A 19,197-nucleotide genomic window follows, 5' to 3' on the forward strand; every position below is an offset into this window, starting at 1 on the left:
GCTAGTCCTCCGACTTCCCATGCGCCTCAAGCGCGTACTCCACAAACTTCTTGCAGAGTTCGGGGAACTCGATCCCGCCGTGACGAGCAGAGTCCGGCAGCAGGCTTGTCTCGGTCATGCCGGGGATGGTGTTGGTCTCGAGAATCACCGGCGTCCCATCCTCGCGAACGATGAAGTCGCTTCTCGAGGCACCCAAGAGGTGCAGAGTGCGGTGAGCGCGAACCGCCAGCTCCTGAGCGAGCGCATAGACCCCAGCCTCAAGCCGTGCGGGAATGACGTGGTGCATCGAGGAGGGTTCGTACTTCACCTTGAGGTCATAGAACTCTGCACCTGTCACGATCTCAACGATGGGGAGCGCCTTGGGCTCATCGTTTCCAATAACGGGAACGGTGATCTCGGTGCCGGTCACGCACTCCTCAATGAGCGCGCGATCGCCACCCTGCGTGGCAAGCTCGACGGCGTCTACCAGCTGAGAGGCGCTAGTCACGCGCGTTACACCAAAGCTTGAGCCGTTGGCAGCGGGCTTCACGAACAGAGGGAGGCCCAGCTCTTCGACAATGTGATCTATGTCTTCAGGCGTAAGCTTGGTTCCAGGGGCGACGTCCGTTCCGTTTGGTGTGGGGATGCCAGCCTGACAATACAGCGCCTTGGCAACCTCCTTCTCAGTGCTCACGGCGCTGCCCAGGACGCCCGAGAAGGTGTAGGGCATGTGCAGAATCTCGAGAAGTCCCTGGATGCAGCCATCCTCGCCATAGTGGCCATGCATTGCCACGAAGGCTACGTCGTACCCACCGCTGGCAAGTTGCGAGACAAACCCTTCGCCTGCAGCATCGAGCAGGTCAACACCCTCAAAACCGGCATCGGCAAGCGCCTTCTGGCATGCGCGGCCCGAGTCCAGCGAAATTTCCTTCTCGTCAGACCAGCCGCCGGCAATAACGACAACCTTGCGCCCCAACACGTCCTGACTTGTCATGCGCTCTCCCTTGCATCTCTCCGCCGTGCGGTAGACTCAGACGCACACATAACGGTAACCCAATGAGAATACTCCACCACGCCAAACCACAAGGGCAAGGGGCCAGAAATGCAGACGGACGACGTCAATCGACATAACCAGAAGCTCGATCTGAGAAATTGCACGCGCGGGCAGCTAGAGACCCTTCTCGCTGAGCTTGGCCAACCAAAGTTTCGCGCCAAGCAAATCGAGGACTGGGTCTGGGTCAAGAATGCAACGTCATTTGACCAGATGACTAACCTTTCTAAGGCGCTGCGCGCCCAGCTGGCAGACTACGTAACCCTTGGTGGCATAGAGGAAGTTGCACGCCAGGTCTCCAAAGATGGCAGCCGCAAGTACCTGCTGCGTTTCCCTGATGACGTCTCTGTCGAATGTGTGGGCATGCCCTCGAAGAACCGCCTAGCCGCGTGCGTTTCCACGCAGGCCGGCTGTGCCATGGGGTGTGCCTTCTGTGCAACTGGCACCTCAGGCCTCACGCGCTCGCTCACGGCAGGTGAGATATACGAGCAGGTCATGCATGTGCGCGATGACTTCAACACGCGCGTCACCAGCGTTGTGATGATGGGGCAGGGCGAGCCCATGATGAACTACGACGCCACGCTCGCTGCCCTCCGCCGCCTCAACTCTCCCGAAGGAGCTGGCATTGGCGCGCGTCATCTTACGGTTTCTACCTGCGGCGTTATTCCTATGATCAAGCGCCTTGCCAACGAGCCCGAGCAGTTCACGCTTGCCGTCTCGCTTCACTCTGCAAACCAAAGCACACGTAACATCCTTATGCCAGGAGTAAAGAAGTACTCACTCATCCACCTCTACGACGTTATGGGTGAGTATGTGACCAAGACGGGGCGCAGGCCCACATATGAGTATGCGCTCATTCGGGGCGTCAACGACAACGAGGATGAGCTCGGCGCCCTTTGCGACTTCTGCCGTGGGACTCTTGCGCACGTGAACATCATCCAGCTCAACGAGGTTCCCGGCTCCAATCTCAAGCCTGCAAGCCCCGAGCGCGCAGGGGAATTCGTTACTCGCCTGGCCTCTGTAGGTGTTGAGGCCACCATCAGAAATTCTCGTGGTACCGACATTGACGCCGCATGCGGGCAGCTCCGCCAGCGCGTGCAGGAGTCCTAGGAGCTCTTTCCTGCCAGTTGTCATCTCTGCCTAGCAACAAAGGGGACGGCCATCGTAACGAGTGGCTGTCCCCTTAAATTTAGAACATTTGTTCTTGTTCTGCTACAAAGTCTTTCTCAGTATCCCATGTCTTTCCATTGCTTCATAGTAGCTTGGACATTAGGAAGGGGTCCCTCATCCGTCATAACGTCCCCTCTCACGGATGAAATGACCTCGTTGACGCGATCGTATGAGTCTTTGACGACCTCTACCATCTTATGGAGACTACTGCGCGCCTCATCGGTGAGAACCTCTCTGTAGATGACATAGCCAACCCCCGCTATTGCAGCAAGTGCTATTGCACCCCTCAGAAGCTTCTTCATTGTTGCTCCTACTCCCTGGTGAGAAGGTCTACGAGATGGGCAAGGGCCTCCTCGTCCTCAAACTCTATTTCGACCTTGTTCCTACCGCGTACTGTCTTTACCTTCACGTTGGTGTCCAGGGCAAGCCTCATCTGTCTGGCAGCTCGCTTGAATGACTGAGGGACTGGCTGGCGGCGTACCGGTTCTATCTGACTATTGTCAGAAAACAGTGGGGCAAGGGTTTCTGTCTGACGCACTGACAAACCTTGGATAGTAACCTTCTCAGCAAGTCGTATTCGTCCCTCTTCAGATGGCACCGCCAAGATGGCACGAGCATGGCCAGCTGTCAGCTTTCCCTCACTCATCAGGTCCTGGACTTGCTCCGGCAAATCCAAGAGCCTTAGAGTGTTCGTGATTGCGGAGCGAGACTTGGAGACGAGGCGAGCCACCTCCTCTTGGGTCAATCCGTTCGCATTGATGAGCTGCCTGTACCCTTGGGCCTCTTCGATAGGGTTGAGATCAGATCTTTGGAGGTTCTCGATGAGGGCGAGCTTGAAGACATCCTCATCGCTGATGTCTCTAATGACTACAGGAACTTCCTCAAGACCAGCAAGCTTTGCCGCCTGATAACGGCGCTCTCCCGCAACAATCTCATAGGAAGTACCCTTCTTCCGCACAATAATTGGCTGGAGGATACCGTTCTGCTTGATTGAGTCAGCAAGCTCAGCAAGTTCGTCAGGATCGAAGTTTTTTCTGGGTTGTCCCCTGTTGGGTTTAATCTTCGATACTGGAAGTGTTGAATCGGCAGCTGGGGAGCCAACCTCTGCGTTAGCTTCTCCCATGAGTGATTCAAGACCTTTGCCGAGTCCAGTTTTTTTAGCCACGACGAATCACTTCCTTTGCGAGTTTGGTATATGAAGACGATCCCTTGCTCATGCGCGCATACATGGTTACAGGCAATCCATGGCTCGGAGCCTCAGCGATTTTGACGTTCCTAGGGATATATGTCTTAAAAATCTGCTGGCCAAAATAGTTCTTGCACTCTTCAACAACCTGACGAGAGAGTGTGGTTCGCGTATCATACATCGTCATTACTACACCAAAAATCGAGAGTGCTGGATTCAAACGATTCTTAACCATCCTCATTGACTCAATGAGCTTAGTTACGCCTTCAAGGGCGTAATACTCACACTGAATTGGTATCAATAGCTGGTCAGAAGCAACAAGCGCATTGATTGTGAGCAAACCAAGTGAGGGTGGACAGTCAATAAAAACATAATCGAACTCTTCTTTTATCTTTTCAATAACGCTTTTGAGGATGCTTTCACGAGCAATTGCGGAAACAAGCTCGATTTCTGCACCTGCAAGTTGAATTGTTGCAGGAACGACAAAGACACGCTCCTCACAGGTGTCAACTATGGCATCTTCAATTGGAAAATCCTGAAGCAGGACATCATACATATCATGTTCGAGGTCTTCCTTTTCGATTCCGTAGCCACTTGTCGTGTTTCCTTGGGGGTCGAGATCAATTACGAGAACCTTTTTCTTTGCCTCACCCAAGGCAGCCGAAAGATTGATGGCCGTCGTTGACTTTCCAACCCCACCTTTTTGGTTAATTATCGCGAGGACCTTGGGATCTCTGTTGGTATAGCCTCGTTTTACGTCCTGATAACCCACGTATGCCCCCAATTGCCAAGTGATATACATCTTTGCTTCGTTTGCTCACCAATCTGGTGATGTTCATCATAGAGTATTGTTTCACGTGAAACATTGAAAAGTCTGCTATCAGTTGCTTAATTTCTGCTTTTCATAACAGACTTTAGAACTTAATGCTGTTTCACGTGAAACAGTCATCATCAGTTTCGAGTAAGTAATATGCATCAGGAGTTGGTACAAGAGGTCGAGATAATTCCATGGATTATAAAGAAGTGATATAAGTTGCTGAGAACTGTTTTAGATTTCAGAGCCATAGGAAAGGGTTTCACGTGAAACAGGTAAAAATAGATGTTAGGGACATCGAACTCGTTTGCAAGATTGCTCGAGACTAACGCGCAAGCAAGTTTAATCAATAAGAAAGACCCCGAAAGAATACAGCTTAGGGCCTTCACCAATACCATTTAGGTCAACGCACAATACAGGATTACTAAATACCCAACGGATTTCGCTTAGCCATTCCATTTTGACGTGGTAGTTTGATTCGAGGTTTAGAAACTTTCCTATAGCAGAGAATAGTACGGCGTCCAAGGCTATCGGGTAAGTCGTACTCGTATCGACCTGAGGCTTCTAAGCCACATATCTTCGCGGCAGAGATAGCAGCCCGCAATTCCTCATTAGATGGCTGGCCTTTACCAACGAGAAGAGTTCCGCCCATACAGAGACAGGGAGTAGCATACTCAATAAGAACATTTGTTTGGGAAACAGCACGAGCAACGACGAAATCAAATTCGTTACCACCAAGAGAAGGAATCTCTTCAGCCCGCGCGTGGACACATGAAACCCTATCGGCAAGCCCAAGCACATGAACAAACTCATTAACAGCCTTAACTTTCTTGCCAACTGAATCGATGAGGGTAGTTTGACAAGAACCTACAATAGCAAGTGGAATGCCTGGGTATCCTGCCCCAGTCCCAATATCCAAGAGTGTGGAACCAGACGCAACAAAACCTGGATTGTGGGCAATGAACAGAAGCGAATCGAGTATATGAAGGACCAGAGCTTCACGCCTGTCGGTGATTCTTGTGAGATTCATTACCTTGTTCTTACTGATGACAAGCTCAAGATGATGTACGAGAAGGTCAATCTGTACCTGCGATAAAGCTAACGTCGATAGATCTGAATCAACTTCAAGTAGAGTGCGAAGCTCACTGGCAAGTACATCAAAGGGGACCTGGGACATAACCTTCCCTTCAGAGAATAACAAGGTAGAACATGCTGCTAAAAATTCCCGTTACAGGAATTTTTGGCAAGAATCAGATTCAATATTAGAGAAACTCTATGACTTCAAGATTCTAGACGGCCCAGAGAAGTTAGTCACGAATCGTGTAAGACTATAGCAGCGTCCAAAAAACGGAGGACAAGAGAATAGAGCAAGCACATGCGAGGGGAGACTAAATTAGACATGGAACTAAGGCTTGATTGGAGTATCCAATTGTAACTTGCTCCCTAATCTCAAAGTTGGTTACATCCGTATGGTCTTTAGTAAAAATGAAGCACCCAGCAGCGTTGATGGAGAAGCAATCATCGGAAAACCCCTCTATATCAAGCAACAGGCATAATCGTTGACGTTAAATTTAATAGTTTAATATATTATAAAAAAGAATACTCATAGCAAGGGGAGGGTAACCAACGTCACCCTCCCAGCAAGAAGCAGAGCATCTTTTAATCCAGACAGATTATGGCTTGACCGGCGTCACAACCACGTAACGATTGGGGTCTTCGCCCTCTGAATGCGTGGTAACCTCAGAATCATTCCTCAGGGCAAGATGTACCAATCGACGATCGTAAGCGTTCATTGGTGCAAGCTTAACGCTGGAACCGTGGCTCATGGCGCGTGAGGCGGCATGGCGAGCAAGTTGCTCAATCTTTTTCTTGGCCCGGTTCCTATAGCTCTCGATGTCTACCACAATGGGATAGTAGAACTTGAGGCGACTGCTCAGGAGCGTGGTGATCACCGTTTGAAGAGCCTCGAGCGTACGACCGTGGCGGCCAATGAGAACAGCAAGGTCGCCGCCGCTCACATCGAGAATAAGCTCGCCCTCCTCGCCATCATACTCATCGATGGAGGAGTGGGACTCACCAAACAGGTTGAGAATACCGCGCAGATACTCGACCGCAACATCTGCAATGCGGTCGGTCTCCTCTTCGGTCAAGTCCAGGCCGGCTTCATAGTGAGCGCGAACATCTGCAAACTCATCAGTGATCTCGGACTGATTATCAGTGTCTCCCTGAAGAGCAGCCGCATTGGCCTCGACGAGCTCGTCGTGGGTTCCTTCCTCCATCACAAACCTCCAAAAAGGAATGCAAGTACGCTAAAACCAAATAGTTACGGGAAAACCCGTAGCTATATCAATTCCTGGTGAACGCAAAAAAGTCCTAGCTCTTCTTGTGTGGGCGCGGCTTCTTCTCCTTACGCACCACATCGACAGAGACTGAAGGTTGTGCCGACATGCTTGCCTCTGCCTCTGCCTTGGCCTTCTCCATGACCTTACGAGTGACAGTGTACTGCTGAATGATGCCCCACAACGCAGAAGCGTTGTAGTAGAGGACAACACCAGCGGGGATGTTCCAGCCAAACCAGGCCATCACAACAGCCATGATGGCACCCATACCCAACTGCTGCTTGCGCTGGTCCTCGGAAACCTGTCCAGCGTTAAGGGCCATCTGCAGGAAGGTCAAAACACCAAAGAGAACAACAAAGAAGATGTAGATAGCAGCAGCGGCCCACCCATCGGAACTCAGCATGCCACCCGCCGAGCCCGCAAGCGACGGAATGATGTTGTAGAAGCTCGCATCGGCAGGGATACGGTCACGCGCCACTGTAAACAGAGCGAAGAAGACGGGTGCCTGGAGCAGGACAGGCAGACAACCCATGACGGGGTTGAAGTGGATGTCAGAGTAAAGCTTCTGCATCTCCTGCGCCTGGCGCTCAGGATCGTCTGCGTACTTGGCCTGCAACTCCTGAATCTTGGGCTGGGCTGCCTGCATGCGTGCAGAGGACTCAACCTGCTTGTTCATCAGTGGCATGATGAGAACACGAATGATAACGGTCAAGATGATGATAGCGAGGCCCCAGTCCCCGCAGAATCCCTCGATGCCTGCAAGCACGCCGGCGAGAAAGTTAATAATCCAATCCCACATGGTTCCTCCGTGAGTGTCCCCAAGAGATTAGGGGACGGGGTCGTATCCGCCGGCGTGGAAGGGATGACACCGCATGATGCGTCTCATGGCAAGCCATCCACCCTTCGCCAGACCGTATTTGGCAATGGCCTGTCGCGCGTACTCCGAACACGTGGGCGTATAGATGCAGTGAGGCAGGAACAGGGGCGAGATGCGCTGCTGATAGAAGCATACGGCCCTTGTAGCCGTACGCGAAAGCACAGACTCTCCCTTGGACTCAGCCACGCACCACACCGGCCCTCTCGAGCAACCTCTCAAGGGACGTTGCCACGCGCTCGGGTGAGCTGTCGTGGGTCCTGTCGGTCGAGAAGAGGATTACGTCGTAGCCGTCACATGGTAGCGAACAAGCGCGTGCTGCCTCACGCAGGACGCGCTTGCATCTGTTTCTGTAGACGGCATTCCCAAGCCTTTTTGGCGCCACAAAGGCGACCTTTGCACAGTCACCTTCGCCCGTTGGCACCACTCGAATGCGCAGTAACGCGTTGTTGTAGCGCTTTCCGCGCGAGAAGACCCTCTCAAATTCGGCACGCGATTTGATGGTCTCCATGCGATGCCCTGTTAGACGGTGAGCTGCTTGCGGCCCTTGGCGCGGCGGCGAGCGAGAACCTTGCGGCCTCCCTTGGTGGCCATACGGGCGCGGAAGCCGTGAGTCTTGGCACGCTTGCGCTTGTTGGGCTGGTACGTACGCTTCATGATGTATTCCTCCCATACGGGTTTAGTTGTCTTGAGTCTTAAGCTAAAAGATTGTAAGGGTCTCCCCGACATAATGTCAATTTAATGCAGAATAACTGCACGGATTCAAGCACGTTAGGTGCTAATGATACACCGCCACCCCGACCCCCTATGTCAGAAGGTCGTATGAAAAGTTCCACGGAACCAAAAAGAAGCATCCAATCCACTGACAACTTTCTTTCTGATGCTATGATTTTCTAGTCGGCATTTCATGCTAAAACCTAGTTATTAACCATGTTTCATCCTTTGTTGAAAACTTTCGTTCGCATAGAAATTCAAGTGAAAGTTTTCAACAAAGGATGAAACATGGTTGAAGAGTCAGAGCTGGTGGAGGATTCGAGAGGTAATCTGGAATGGACCACGCGTTCTATCCATTCGTCGACAACACACCCGAGGATACGGGTGAGCAGGGTGAGAGCATCTCACAAAACCCGCAGGCAGGGACATCCAGGATGCCAGGGAGTCTAGATTCAGTGCACTATCCCGCACGCGTGGCCATCTACGATGATGCCGCAGCGGCACCGCGTGTGGTGATCATCGAGCCTACAGACGTTCGAAGCTACCTCGAGGAGATTACCGCAACAGTCAATCGTCTTGCCCATGAGCAGGGAGGTCAGATTCCCTTCACGGTTATTCGAGAAATTGTCGAGAACTTCATCCATGCCTATTTCATAGCACCAACCATCACGATTCTGGATGGAGGCAACACGCTGCGCTTCTCCGACCAGGGGCCGGGGATTCGGGAGAAGGACCTGGCCATGGAGTATGGCACGACCTCAGCTACAGAGGAGATGAAGCGATACATCCGCGGAGTGGGCTCTGGGCTGCCCTACGTACAGCAATATATGAGTGACAAAGGCGGGAGCCTCACCATAGAGGACAACATATCTGGAGGGACGATCGTCACGATCTCGACCAGGCCCAGGGAGGATGCCGAGAGGTGCGCCGCCCCTGGGAAGCCAGCGGCACAGGCACCACAGACGTACGGTCAGGTACCTCACACAGCGTCACAGCCGCAGGTCATCTACCAGCATCCGTACGCACAGGGCTATCAACCGTACTACCAACCGGTGCAGGCCCAGCAGACAGTCTATCCACAGACAACCTTCCAACCCCAGACCGCTCCTCCACCAACGCCGGCTATGTCCCCTGCACCCACCACTCCTGTGACCGCTGCGCAGCCTCACGCGTGGACGTCTGAGCTCGGCCGCATCAACCTCTCCGGCCGCTCGCAGATCATTCTCGAGTATCTCTCGGCACACGAGATGGTCGGCCCCACAGAACTCGTACGAGCCTATGGCAAGTCGGCACCCACGTGGTCCCGCGAGCTAGCGAGCCTGGTCCAGATGGGAATTCTCAAGAAAATCGGCCAGAAGTACTACCTCACGCAGCTAGGGCAGAACTTCGTGTGATGCAGCCGCAATCGACATCTATCGGTATAGAGGCAAAGTTTTCAACATTTCTCGAAGTTCTCGATGCCTATGGGGTTTGAGGACCTGAGTTTTCAACATTGCCCCTATAATGGTCTCTCGCACTTTAAGGTGGGCACAGGGTGCCTACAAACGCCGAGAGGAACGCGGACATGGGACCAGAGATCGACGCAGATACTGAGGCGCTGTGGCAGGACATGTTCGACCTGGTGAGCAAGAGGCACCTACCGGGCTCGGTCATGGCTATGCTCAGGAGCTGCGCGCCCACCTCACTCGACGCGGGCACTCTCCACGTCGAGACCCACAGCCGCACGGTCAAGAACCGCCTCTCAAAGAACCTCGACGTTATCAACGAATGTCTGACCGAGGCGGCCTTCGAGGACGCTTCGCTCGACATCTCCTTCGTGCAGGACCCGGACGCTGCCCCTCTCGCCCCAAGCTCTGCAGTGACCCCCGAGGAGGCCCGCCGCTGGATGTCCCCCACGCCCCAAGAGGCGGCATCGCGCAAGGCCGACGCCATGTCGGCACAAGGGCATACCCCCGAAGACGCCTGGCTTGACGAGAACGCTGCCAGGGAGGCGGCGGGCCATGAACGCCGAGCAGCAAACCCACTGGTAGATGACATCTCGGAGATGGACTCCAAGCTCACCTTCGACCGCTTTGTCGTAGGCGACGAAAACACCTTTGCCTACCAGGCGGCACTCCAGGTGGCCAACGGCGAGAACCGCACGTACAACCCGCTCTTCATCTACGGCAAGAGTGGCCTGGGCAAGACGCACCTCCTGCGCGCGATACAGAACTACATCTCGGCGAACGACCCTACCCGCATTTGTGTGTACAAGGACGGATCGGCCTTCATCACCGACTACACGACAGCCATGTCACACCGTGAGAGGTCGGCACCCGATATCCTGCGCGATCACTACTATGACATCGATGTGCTCATCATCGACGACATCCAGAAGCTCGCCGGCAAGGCAGGCACCATCGATTTCTTCTTCGATGCCTTCAACCACCTCACCAGCGCGGGCAAGCAGATCGTGCTTGCCGCCGACCGTTCCCCCTCGCAGCTGGGCGCTGAAGCCGCCTTCGACGAGCGCGTCACGAGCCGGCTTGACTCGGGCTTCTCGACATCAATCCAAGTCCCCAACTACGAGCTCAAGCTGCGTCTCATCACCACCTTCTGCGGACGCATGCACGAGGACGCAACCGATGGCCATGTTGGTCTCAGCATTACGGGAACCATCTCAGAGGGAAACATTCGCTACATGGCCGAGCGAGCAGGCACGAACATCCGTGTGATTGAGGGCTTCTGCCAACGTTGTCTCATTGCCGAGACGCACCGCGAGCAGCGCGGGGAGGAACTCGCGCGCGAGGACATCAACCGACTTGCCAGGGAGTCGTGGCCCAACGGCGAGAAGCAATACAAGATCGAGGAGATTCAGCGCGCGGTCGAACAGTACTTTGACATCTCGCACACAGACCTCGTGGGCGAGAAGCGCAACAAGGACATCATGGCCGCGCGCCACATTGCCGTATGGCTCTCGAAGGAGCTCTGTGATGCCACGTACGCCGAGATAGGGGAGCACTTTGGCGGCAGGAGTCACGCCACGATGCTCAACAGCATCAGAGTGGTGGACAAGAGGCGCAAGGAGGACAAGATCTACCACGACCGTCTGGTGCAGATCCGTGACAACATCGCCGAGAACACGTGAGTCTAGAAGATGGGAGAAAGGCGTAAGAAAACCCTCGAAAAGTGGCCGTACGCTGTTGAGAGAGTTCTCGACACATCTTCGACCGTCGAGAAGCACGTGTTCCAAGAAGATATAACAAAAGAATTGTTATGGCATCTACCAGTGAGTTTGCGAGTTCTCGACTTTTAGACAGGCCTTATTACTACTATTGCTTTTATATATAGAGAAAGAACCAATAGATAAGAGAGGACAGCCATGAGGTTCACCGTAAGCCAGTCTTCACTTCTCAAGGCACTGTCAGTTGTGGCCAAGGGTATGGGGACAAACTCAACCCTTCCCATGCTCTCAGGCATCTACATCAAAGCCGAGGAGGGCACCCTCGAGTTCCAAACCAACAACCTCGTCATCATGATTCGCCATCGCATTCCCGCAAACGTCGAGGAGGCCGGCGAGACGGTGGTCTCGGGCAAGATGCTTACGAGCATCGTGAAGACCCTTGAAGACGCTGCGGTGACCTTCGACGGTGGAGAGCGCAGCATTTCCATCTCATGCGAGAAGTCATCCTTCCGCCTGAACACGTTGAACCCCGCAGATTGGCCCGGCTTCCCCGAGTACTCGCTCGAGGATGCTACCGAGCTCCCAAGCGAACTGCTCGCCGACATGGTCGATAAGGTCTACAAGGTCACCTCCAAGGAGACCACGCGTCCCATCCTACAGGGCATTCTACTCACCGCGGTAGACAACACCATTCGCCTCGTTGCCACGGACTCCTACCGCCTGGCTGTCTGCGACGCATCTGCCGAGACGGGAGAAGGGGAGTTTCGCACTATCGTCCCTGGCGCGGTCTTCCATGACGTTCTCTCAATGCCCAACCTCGAGGAGCGCATCTCCATTGGTACGGCTGACAACCAGATCGTCTTTACCTTTGGCAACACGACCTTCATCTCGAACAAGATCGAGGGGAACTTCCCCGACTATCGTCAGCTTCTGCCTTCGAGCTGCAACACCTCGGTGCACATAGACGCCGAGGCCTTCTCTGCCGCGCTCAAGCGTGTCTCGGTGGTGGCCGTCTCGAATGCCTCCGTCCGCTTTGACATCGATGCGGACGGCAAGGTCATGCACCTCTCAGCCTCCTCTCCCGACCAGGGAGAGTCGACCGAGCTGCTCCCTGTCGAGGTCGAGGGACAGAGCCTCTCCATCGCACTCAACTATCACTACGTCTTTGACTGCGTGAACGCCATCTCGGACAAGAAGGAACTGGTGCTTGAGCTGCAGAGCAACATGCAGCCTGGTATCTTCAAGACAAATGGCAAGGTCAACTACCTCTACATGCTGATGCCTGTCCGGATGTAGCGTGGGACTTCTCGTAGAGAGCCTTGAGCTCGAGCAGTTCAGGAACTTCCGCGAGCGCGAGGTGTCCTTCTCGCCCGCCACGACGGTGCTTGTGGGGAGAAACGCCGTGGGCAAGACCAACACTGTCGAGGCATTGCAGATGCTCACAACAGGGGCGTCCTTCAGGCACCCCACACCGTTGCAGCTCATCCTTGCTGGGTGTTCCCGCGCACGCATCCATGCCCGCCTTACCGGCGATGGGCGTGTGGTGGATGTTGCCTGCGACATCACGCCGCAGAGGCGGCAGTTCTCCCGCAACGGCAAGCACTGCCAGGCGGCTGACATGCCGTTATCTCTCATGAGCGTGCTCTTCTGCCCGGATGATCTCTCGCTCGTGAAGCGTGGGGCGTCCTTCAGGCGAGACGAGCTCGATGGGTTTGGCTGTCAGGCGGCGTCGGGATACTCCAAGCTTCTGACTGCCTATACTCGCGCGGTCGAGCAGAGGAACCGCCTGCTCAAGGACGAGCAACCGGACCCGTCCCTTCTGTGCGCGTGGGACTCGTCAGTTGCCGTTGGTGGCGCGACCCTCCTTCAAGCCCGCATGCGTCTCTTTGACCGCTTGCGTGAGAAGATCCTGGGTATCTATGGGGGCATTGCGGGCGGCGAGGAGTTTGCTTGCAGCTATCAGAGCACCGTCTGTGACGACCCACTCTCGCTCTCACGAGACGCCCTGGCCGAACGCTTCCTTGCCCGACTGGAGGAAGCACGCCCCGACGACCTTCGCCGCCAGCAGACCACGGTGGGTCCGCACCGCGACGACGTTGCCTTTTCCATCGATGGTCGTGACGCCCGCAGCTTTGGCTCCCAGGGCCAGCAGCGCTCAATCGCTCTCTCCCTCAAGATGGCTGAGGTTCTCGTCTCGGAGGATGTCACCGGCGCCCGTCCGCTCCTGCTTCTGGATGATGTGATGTCCGAGTTAGACGAACGGCGTCGGCGGTCCGTGATCGAGTTTGCGCAGAGTGGGATCCAGACGGTGGTCACGACTACCAACCTTGGATATTTCTCCGACGAGCTTCTGGGGCGCTCGAAGGTGGTGGAGTTTGGTGAGTGAGGACTACGAGAGCATATCATCATTGCTCAAGGGCATGTTCTCGAGCGCCTCGGCACGTCGCTCCATGAGCGACAACCAGCGTGCGGCCTACGTGTGGCACAACGTGAACGGAGACGCCGAGCGCGACCACACCACAGGGGTCTTTCTGAAGGAGTCTCACGTCAAGGGTGCTGCACCTATCCTAGGCGTCTATGTGGACTCGCGTATGCGCGCGGTGGACTTTCGGGCAAACCGCGAGGTCTACCGTGCTCGTCTCTCCATGGGAGGCCTTGAGGTCTCGGAGATCGAATTCATCGTGTCCCAATACGGCCACGGGCCTGTGTCTCGCAAGGGACGAGAAGGTGCTGCCTCTGGCGAGATGTCCAAGGCACCCTTGCCGGAACTTTCCGAAAGCGAGCGGGATACCGTCAGAAGACTTGCAGATTCCGCACCGGAGTCTCTCAGGGGGAGCGTCTACAAGGCCATGAGCCTGTCATTTAGACGCGAAAAGAGCATAGACACGAATGACGGCATTTCTCGGCCTTAATGCGCCTCTCCGCGCCGCTGATGCGCAAGGATTCTGTTTTTAGACTCCCTTTTCTCACGTGCCAGGAAGAAAAGTATCCTTGGAGTAGAATCGACTCTGTATTTTGCTCAGCTCTGAGGGGAGTCACGTGGCAAACAAGAACGCCAGTTCGTACGACGCAAGCGAGATCAAGGTCCTCGAGGGTCTTGAAGCCGTGCGCAAGCGGCCCGGCATGTACATTGGTACCACTTCGTCCGCTGGTCTGCACCATCTCGTATGGGAGATTGTCGACAACTCCGTTGACGAGGCCATGGCAGGCTTCTGCACCAAGATCAAGGTGACGGTCCATCCAGACAATTCCGTGACCGTTGAGGATAACGGCCGTGGCATCCCCGTGGCCAAGCACCCTCAGAAGAGGATTTCTACGCTCGAGGTTGTCCTCACCATCCTCCACGCCGGCGGCAAGTTCGATAACCAGGCCTACAAGGTGTCTGGCGGCCTGCACGGCGTGGGCGTCTCGGTAGTCAACGCGCTCTCCAAGAAGATGGTCGTACAGGTCAAGCGCGACGGCAGCATCTACGAGATGCAGTTTGCCCGCGGCAAGACCACCGAGAGGCTCAAGGAGCTTGGCAAGACAAAGACCACGGGCACCACAATCACCTTCTGGCCCGATGACACCGTCTTCGAGACGACGGTCTACGACTATGACACCCTGCACGACCGCCTGCAGGAGACGGCGTTCCTCAATAAGAACCTCAAGATCATCCTCACCGATGAGCGCGAGCTCACGCCGCGCGTGGATGAGTTCTGCTACTCAGGCGGTATCGTCGACTTCGTGAAGTACCTCAACGGCTGGAACGGCCAGAAGTACGAGAAGGAAGTCCTCCCCGGCCTCTCGAGGCCCATCTACATCGAGGGCAAGTCTGATCCCGATGCCCCATCCTCGCAGATGGGCGAGGTCGAGGTGGCCATGCAGTGGAACACCACATACTCCGAGCATACCCTCTCCTTTGCGAATGACATCTATACGGAGGAGGGCGGCATGCACCTCGAGGGCTTCAGGACCGCCCTCACCAAGGCCGTGAACGACTACGGTCACCGCCAAAACATCATCAAGGAGAAGGATCCCAACCTCACGGGCGACGACATCCGCGAGGGCCTTACGGCAGTGATCTCGGTCAAGCTCCCCGACCCGCAGTTCGAGGGCCAGACCAAGGCCAAGCTTGGCAGCTCCTATATGCGCACGCTCACCAACCGCATCGTGAGCCAGGGTATGGCCGATTACCTCGAGGAGCACCCCAACCAGGCAAAGGAGATCCTCAAGAAGGCCTCTCAGGCAGCCAAGGGACGCCTTGCCGCGCAGAAGGCGCGCCAGGCAACAAGGCGCAAGGGCCTCCTCGAGAGCGCAAGTCTCCCTGGCAAGCTTGCCGACTGCTCCGTGCGCGATCCCGAGATGACCGAGCTTTTCATCGTCGAGGGCGATTCCGCAGGAGGATCGGCCAAGATGGCGCGTGACCGCTCCATCCAAGCAGTGCTTCCCCTGCGCGGCAAGATCCTCAACGTGGAGCGCGTGCAGGAGCATCGCGCCCTCTCAAGCGACACCATCACCTCGCTCATCACGGCCATTGGTACGGGCGTGGACCAGGAGTTCGACATCAACAAGGCGCGCTACCACAAGATTGTCATCATGACCGATGCCGATGTTGATGGTGCCCACATCCGCATCCTGCTCCTCACGTTCTTCTATCGCTACATGAAACCCATGGTTGAGGCAGGCTACGTCTTTGTTGCGCAGCCGCCCCTCTACCAGCTCAAGCCCAAGGGCAAGAAGCACGGCAAGTACATCTACACCGATGAGGAGCTGGGCGTCGAGGCCAAGAAGTTCGAGGATTCCACTAAGTACACCGTCCAGCGCTATAAGGGCCTGGGCGAGATGGACCCCGAGCAACTCTGGTCGACCACCATGGAGCCCAAGAACCGCATCCTTTTGCAGGTGACCATCGATGATGCCATGGCGGCCGAGCGGGCCGTCTCTGACCTCATGGGAACTCAGGTCGAGAAGCGCAAGGACTTCATCCAGACGCACGCCAAGGACGTGCGCTTCCTCGATATCTAGGCATTTGACCTGGCGCTATTAGCAAGAGATGAGAAAGGCAACTCGTGGCAGACGATAACAGCAAGAACCACAGCCCCGTCGATGACGAGGACGATCTCGAACCGGAGCTTGGACCCGACAAGGACGACGATCTCGACGAGGAAGAGGACGAGAGTTACGACGACGATGCGGACTCCGAGGACGTAGGGCACCTCGCTGGTGCGGCCTTGGACCATACGATTTCGGACGAGGCGGGTACGCGCCTCGACCTTACCGACATTCACGGCGGCACGCTCAAGCCCACTGACATGGCTACCGAGATGAAGCAGTCCTTCCTCGAGTACTCCATGTCAGTCATCGTTGCGCGTGCCCTGCCCGATGTGCGCGACGGTCTGAAGCCCGTGCACAGGCGCATCCTCTACGCCATGAACGAAGCAGGCATTACGCCCAACAAGCCCCACAAGAAGTCGGCCTGGACGGTCGGCGAGGTCATGGGTAAGTACCATCCCCACGGCGACGCGGCCATCTACGACTCGATGGTCCGTATGGCGCAGGACTTCTCCATGCGCCTGCCCCTGATTGACGGCCACGGCAACTTTGGTTCCATCGACGGCGACCCTCCGGCGGCCATGCGTTACACCGAGAGCCGCCTCACACGTTCGGCCATGGAGATGCTTGCCGACCTCAACAAGGAGACGGTCGATCTCCAACCCAACTACGACGAGTCGCTCACCGAGCCCGCCGTGCTTCCGTCGAGGTTTCCCAACCTCCTCGTGAACGGCTCCTCGGGCATTGCCGTAGGTATGGCAACCAACGTGCCTCCGCACAACCTTCGCGAGGTCGCGGCGGCTGTCAACATGTTCATCGATGACCCTGAGGTCACGACAGACGAGCTCATGACTGTGCTGCCTGGGCCAGACTTCCCCACAGGCGGTGTCATCATGGGCACCGAGGGCATCCGCGACACCTACGAAACTGGTCGTGGTTGCATTACCGTGCGCGCAAAGGTCCACGTCGAGCAGGTCAAAAATGGTCGCCAGCGCCTGGTGGTCACCGAGATCCCCTACGCCGTCAACAAGGGCCTTCTCCAAGAGAAGATCGCACAGGCGGTCAACGAGAAGAAGATCGAGGGCATTTCGGACATGCGCGACGAGTCCAACCGCAAGGGCATGCGCATTGTCATCGATCTCAAACAAGGTGCCGTCCCACAGGTGGTGCTCAACAACCTCTACAAGAGGACGGCGCTGCAGTCCAACTTCAACGCCATTGACATCGCCCTGGTAAACGGTGTGCCTCGCACGCTCACGCTCCGCGAGATGCTGCAGCACTACATCAACCACCAGATTGACGTGGTGACCAGGCGCACCCAGTTCGACCTCGACAAGGCGCTGAAGGATGTCCACATCAAGGAAGGCCTGCTCATCGCCGTCGACAACATCGACGAGATCGTGCACATCATTCGCTCCTCCGAAACCGAGGCCGAAGCAAAGCGCCGCATGAACGAGCGCTTCGGCCTGGATGACCCGCAGTGCGACGCCATTCTCGCCATGCGCCTGCGCAAGCTCACCGGCCTGGCCCGCGAGCAGCTTGCTGCCGAGATCGAGGAGCTCCACAAGCTCATCGCCTACTACCAGGACCTGCTTGCCCACCGCGAGAAGATCCTTGGCGTCATCAAGGACGAGCTTAGCCAGATAGTGGATCGCTTTGCCGACAAGCGCCGTACTGCCATCTCCTCTCAGGAGGCGCAGGACCTCGACGTCGAGGACCTTATCGCCGAAGAGGACATGGTGGTCACGGTCACCCATTCCGGCTACATCAAGCGCCTGCCTGTGGCCACCTACCGCTCGCAGCACCGCGGTGGCAAGGGCGTTCAGGGGCTCTCGCTCAAGGATAACGACTTTGTCGAGGATCTCTTTGTGGCGTCGACCCACGACTACGTGATGTTCTTCACGAACTTTGGTCGCGTCTATCGTCTGAAGGTCCACGAGCTGCCCATCGGCAGCCGCCAGGCGCGTGGCTCGGCGATCGTGAACGTGCTCTCGCTCGCCGAGGGAGAGCATCCCACGGCTGTGATCACCTGCCGAGACTTCCCTGCAGACGACTATCTGATGTTTGCCACCAAGAGCGGCATGGTGAAGAAGACGGCCATGTCCGAGTACGACCGCACCCGTCGCGACGGTCTCATCGCCATCAACCTCAAGTCCGGTGACGAGCTGGTCAACGTGAGGCGCGTGCGTGCCGGCGCCAAGGTCATCCTCGTGACCACCAATGGTAAGGCCATTCTCTTTGACGAGTCCGGCGTCCGTGCCATGGGCAGGGACACCTCGGGTGTGCGCGGCATCACCCTCAAGGGCGGCGCCACCATGCTTGGCATGGAGATCACCAACGGCAATGGCGACCTGTTCGTTATCACCGAGAACGGCTACGGCAAGCGTACGCCGGTGGCAGACTACCCCGAGCACAAGCGCGGCGGCCAGGGCGTCTTCACCATCGCTATGACGGCCAAGAAGGGTAGCCTCGTGGCCTGCCGTGTGGTTGGGCCGCAACACGAGCTCATGATTGTTTCGAGCGATGGTGCGGTTATTCGTGTCAAGACCAGCGATATTCCCAAGCTCGGCCGCTCGACGCAGGGCGTGAAGGTCATGAACCTCTCCCCGAGCGATCACGTGTCTGCCGTGGCGCGCATGGTTACCCACAAGAAGAAGGCACCTAAGCACGATGCTAACCAGGGTATGCTTGACCTCGCGTCAGCAGGTGCGAAGGATGCCGACGAGGAGGAGTCAGTCGACATCGGCGGCGATGAGGAGGTCTCCCCCGACCTTCTCGACGATGAGGAATGAGACAGGGGGACTGTTCCCTTGTCTCTGAGGACTAGATAACAGGAAGGGCCTGGCAGCCGATACGCTGGCTGCCAGGCCCTT

At 56.1% G+C, this 19,197-nt stretch carries 18 protein-coding genes; 8 read left to right on the forward strand and 10 right to left on the reverse strand.

What is annotated here, in order from left to right; genetic code table 11:
* Position 1 precedes the first annotated feature (1 nt).
* Complete coding sequence (locus tag E0E00_RS05485; RefSeq protein ID WP_130811492.1) at positions 2-973, reverse strand: D-alanine--D-alanine ligase; 972 nt, start codon at positions 971-973, stop codon at positions 2-4.
* Between the two features lie 108 nt (positions 974-1,081).
* Between E0E00_RS05485 and rlmN the strand changes: the two genes are divergently transcribed.
* Complete coding sequence (rlmN, locus tag E0E00_RS05490) at positions 1,082-2,140, forward strand: 23S rRNA (adenine(2503)-C(2))-methyltransferase RlmN (RefSeq protein ID WP_130811493.1); 1,059 nt, start codon at positions 1,082-1,084, stop codon at positions 2,138-2,140.
* A 116-nt stretch (positions 2,141-2,256) separates the two neighbouring features.
* Here rlmN and E0E00_RS05495 read toward each other — a convergent pair whose 3' ends face one another.
* From E0E00_RS05495 to rpmH, 9 genes are all read right to left on the reverse strand, one after another.
* Positions 2,257-2,502 (reverse strand): hypothetical protein, encoded by a 246-nt coding sequence (locus E0E00_RS05495; protein WP_130811494.1) that lies wholly within the window; start codon positions 2,500-2,502, stop codon positions 2,257-2,259.
* 8 nt (positions 2,503-2,510) lie between these two features.
* Positions 2,511-3,365, reverse strand: coding sequence for a ParB/RepB/Spo0J family partition protein (locus E0E00_RS05500; protein WP_130811495.1), 855 nt, complete (start codon positions 3,363-3,365; stop codon positions 2,511-2,513).
* Positions 3,358-4,158 carry a ParA family protein gene (locus E0E00_RS05505; protein ID WP_242622136.1) on the reverse strand — a complete coding sequence of 267 codons (801 nt, stop codon included), beginning with the start codon at positions 4,156-4,158 and terminating at the stop codon, positions 3,358-3,360. The genes E0E00_RS05500 and E0E00_RS05505 overlap by 8 nt, the downstream gene beginning before the upstream one ends.
* Positions 4,159-4,624: 466 nt before the next feature.
* Positions 4,625-5,377, reverse strand: a complete 753-nt coding sequence (rsmG, locus tag E0E00_RS05510) for a 16S rRNA (guanine(527)-N(7))-methyltransferase RsmG (RefSeq protein ID WP_130811497.1) — start codon at positions 5,375-5,377, stop codon at positions 4,625-4,627.
* A 496-nt stretch (positions 5,378-5,873) separates the two neighbouring features.
* On the reverse strand, positions 5,874-6,479 hold the full coding sequence (locus E0E00_RS05515) for a R3H domain-containing nucleic acid-binding protein (protein ID WP_130811498.1): 606 nt from the start codon (positions 6,477-6,479) through the stop codon (positions 5,874-5,876).
* A 94-nt stretch (positions 6,480-6,573) separates the two neighbouring features.
* A complete protein-coding gene (locus E0E00_RS05520) occupies positions 6,574-7,338 on the reverse strand; it encodes a YidC/Oxa1 family membrane protein insertase (protein ID WP_130811499.1) in 765 nt (254 codons plus the stop codon).
* Positions 7,339-7,365: 27 nt separating this feature from the next.
* Entirely contained in the window at positions 7,366-7,602 is a 237-nt protein-coding gene (gene yidD / locus E0E00_RS05525; protein WP_242622137.1) for a membrane protein insertion efficiency factor YidD, read from the reverse strand.
* Positions 7,595-7,924 carry a ribonuclease P protein component gene (gene rnpA / locus E0E00_RS05530; RefSeq protein ID WP_130811500.1) on the reverse strand — a complete coding sequence of 110 codons (330 nt, stop codon included), beginning with the start codon at positions 7,922-7,924 and terminating at the stop codon, positions 7,595-7,597. Before rnpA ends, yidD begins: the two co-directional genes overlap by 8 nt.
* Before the next feature lie 11 nt (positions 7,925-7,935).
* The gene (gene rpmH, locus E0E00_RS05535; protein WP_032110077.1) at positions 7,936-8,070 is read right to left on the reverse strand and encodes a 50S ribosomal protein L34; all 135 of its coding nucleotides are present in this window, start codon (positions 8,068-8,070) and stop codon (positions 7,936-7,938) included.
* 392 nt (positions 8,071-8,462) lie between these two features.
* On the opposite strand from rpmH, the gene E0E00_RS05540 reads away from it, so the two are divergent.
* The 7 genes from E0E00_RS05540 (at position 8,463) to gyrA (ending at position 19,116) form a co-directional block, all read left to right on the forward strand.
* The gene (locus E0E00_RS05540; protein WP_130811501.1) at positions 8,463-9,521 is read left to right on the forward strand and encodes an ATP-binding protein; all 1,059 of its coding nucleotides are present in this window, start codon (positions 8,463-8,465) and stop codon (positions 9,519-9,521) included.
* Positions 9,522-9,691: 170 nt separating this feature from the next.
* Entirely contained in the window at positions 9,692-11,254 is a 1,563-nt protein-coding gene (locus E0E00_RS05545; protein WP_130811502.1) for a DnaA ATPase domain-containing protein, read from the forward strand.
* A gap of 234 nt (positions 11,255-11,488) precedes the next feature.
* The gene (gene dnaN, locus E0E00_RS05550; protein WP_130811503.1) at positions 11,489-12,586 is read left to right on the forward strand and encodes a DNA polymerase III subunit beta; all 1,098 of its coding nucleotides are present in this window, start codon (positions 11,489-11,491) and stop codon (positions 12,584-12,586) included.
* A gap of 1 nt (position 12,587) precedes the next feature.
* A complete protein-coding gene (locus E0E00_RS05555; protein WP_130811504.1) occupies positions 12,588-13,676 on the forward strand; it encodes a DNA replication/repair protein RecF in 1,089 nt (362 codons plus the stop codon).
* Positions 13,669-14,202, forward strand: a complete 534-nt coding sequence (locus E0E00_RS05560) for a hypothetical protein (RefSeq protein ID WP_130811505.1) — start codon at positions 13,669-13,671, stop codon at positions 14,200-14,202. The genes E0E00_RS05555 and E0E00_RS05560 overlap by 8 nt, the downstream gene beginning before the upstream one ends.
* Before the next feature lie 127 nt (positions 14,203-14,329).
* Entirely contained in the window at positions 14,330-16,297 is a 1,968-nt protein-coding gene (gene gyrB, locus E0E00_RS05565; RefSeq protein ID WP_130811506.1) for a DNA topoisomerase (ATP-hydrolyzing) subunit B, read from the forward strand.
* Positions 16,298-16,341: 44 nt separating this feature from the next.
* Positions 16,342-19,116, forward strand: a complete 2,775-nt coding sequence (gene gyrA, locus E0E00_RS05570; RefSeq protein WP_130811507.1) for a DNA gyrase subunit A — start codon at positions 16,342-16,344, stop codon at positions 19,114-19,116.
* Positions 19,117-19,197: the final 81 nt, after the last annotated feature.

Source organism: Olsenella sp. Marseille-P4559 (assembly GCF_900605015.1).
Taxonomy (GTDB): Bacteria; Actinomycetota; Coriobacteriia; order Coriobacteriales; family Atopobiaceae; genus Tractidigestivibacter.

Excerpts from the sequence above, each read along its gene's own strand:
- rlmN (WP_130811493.1), top strand. The coding sequence starts at position 1,082 with ATGCAGACGGACGACGTCAATCGACATAACCAGAAGCTCGATCTGAGA.
- E0E00_RS05540 (WP_130811501.1), top strand. The coding sequence starts at position 8,463 with ATGGACCACGCGTTCTATCCATTCGTCGACAACACACCCGAGGATACG.
- rpmH (WP_032110077.1), bottom strand. The coding sequence starts at position 8,070 with ATGAAGCGTACGTACCAGCCCAACAAGCGCAAGCGTGCCAAGACTCAC.
- E0E00_RS05495 (WP_130811494.1), bottom strand. The coding sequence starts at position 2,502 with ATGAAGAAGCTTCTGAGGGGTGCAATAGCACTTGCTGCAATAGCGGGG.
- rsmG (WP_130811497.1), bottom strand. The coding sequence starts at position 5,377 with ATGTCCCAGGTCCCCTTTGATGTACTTGCCAGTGAGCTTCGCACTCTA.
- E0E00_RS05485 (WP_130811492.1), bottom strand. The coding sequence starts at position 973 with ATGACAAGTCAGGACGTGTTGGGGCGCAAGGTTGTCGTTATTGCCGGC.
- rnpA (WP_130811500.1), bottom strand. The coding sequence starts at position 7,924 with ATGGAGACCATCAAATCGCGTGCCGAATTTGAGAGGGTCTTCTCGCGC.
- E0E00_RS05545 (WP_130811502.1), top strand. The coding sequence starts at position 9,692 with ATGGGACCAGAGATCGACGCAGATACTGAGGCGCTGTGGCAGGACATG.
- E0E00_RS05520 (WP_130811499.1), bottom strand. The coding sequence starts at position 7,338 with ATGTGGGATTGGATTATTAACTTTCTCGCCGGCGTGCTTGCAGGCATC.
- E0E00_RS05515 (WP_130811498.1), bottom strand. The coding sequence starts at position 6,479 with ATGGAGGAAGGAACCCACGACGAGCTCGTCGAGGCCAATGCGGCTGCT.
- dnaN (WP_130811503.1), top strand. The coding sequence starts at position 11,489 with ATGAGGTTCACCGTAAGCCAGTCTTCACTTCTCAAGGCACTGTCAGTT.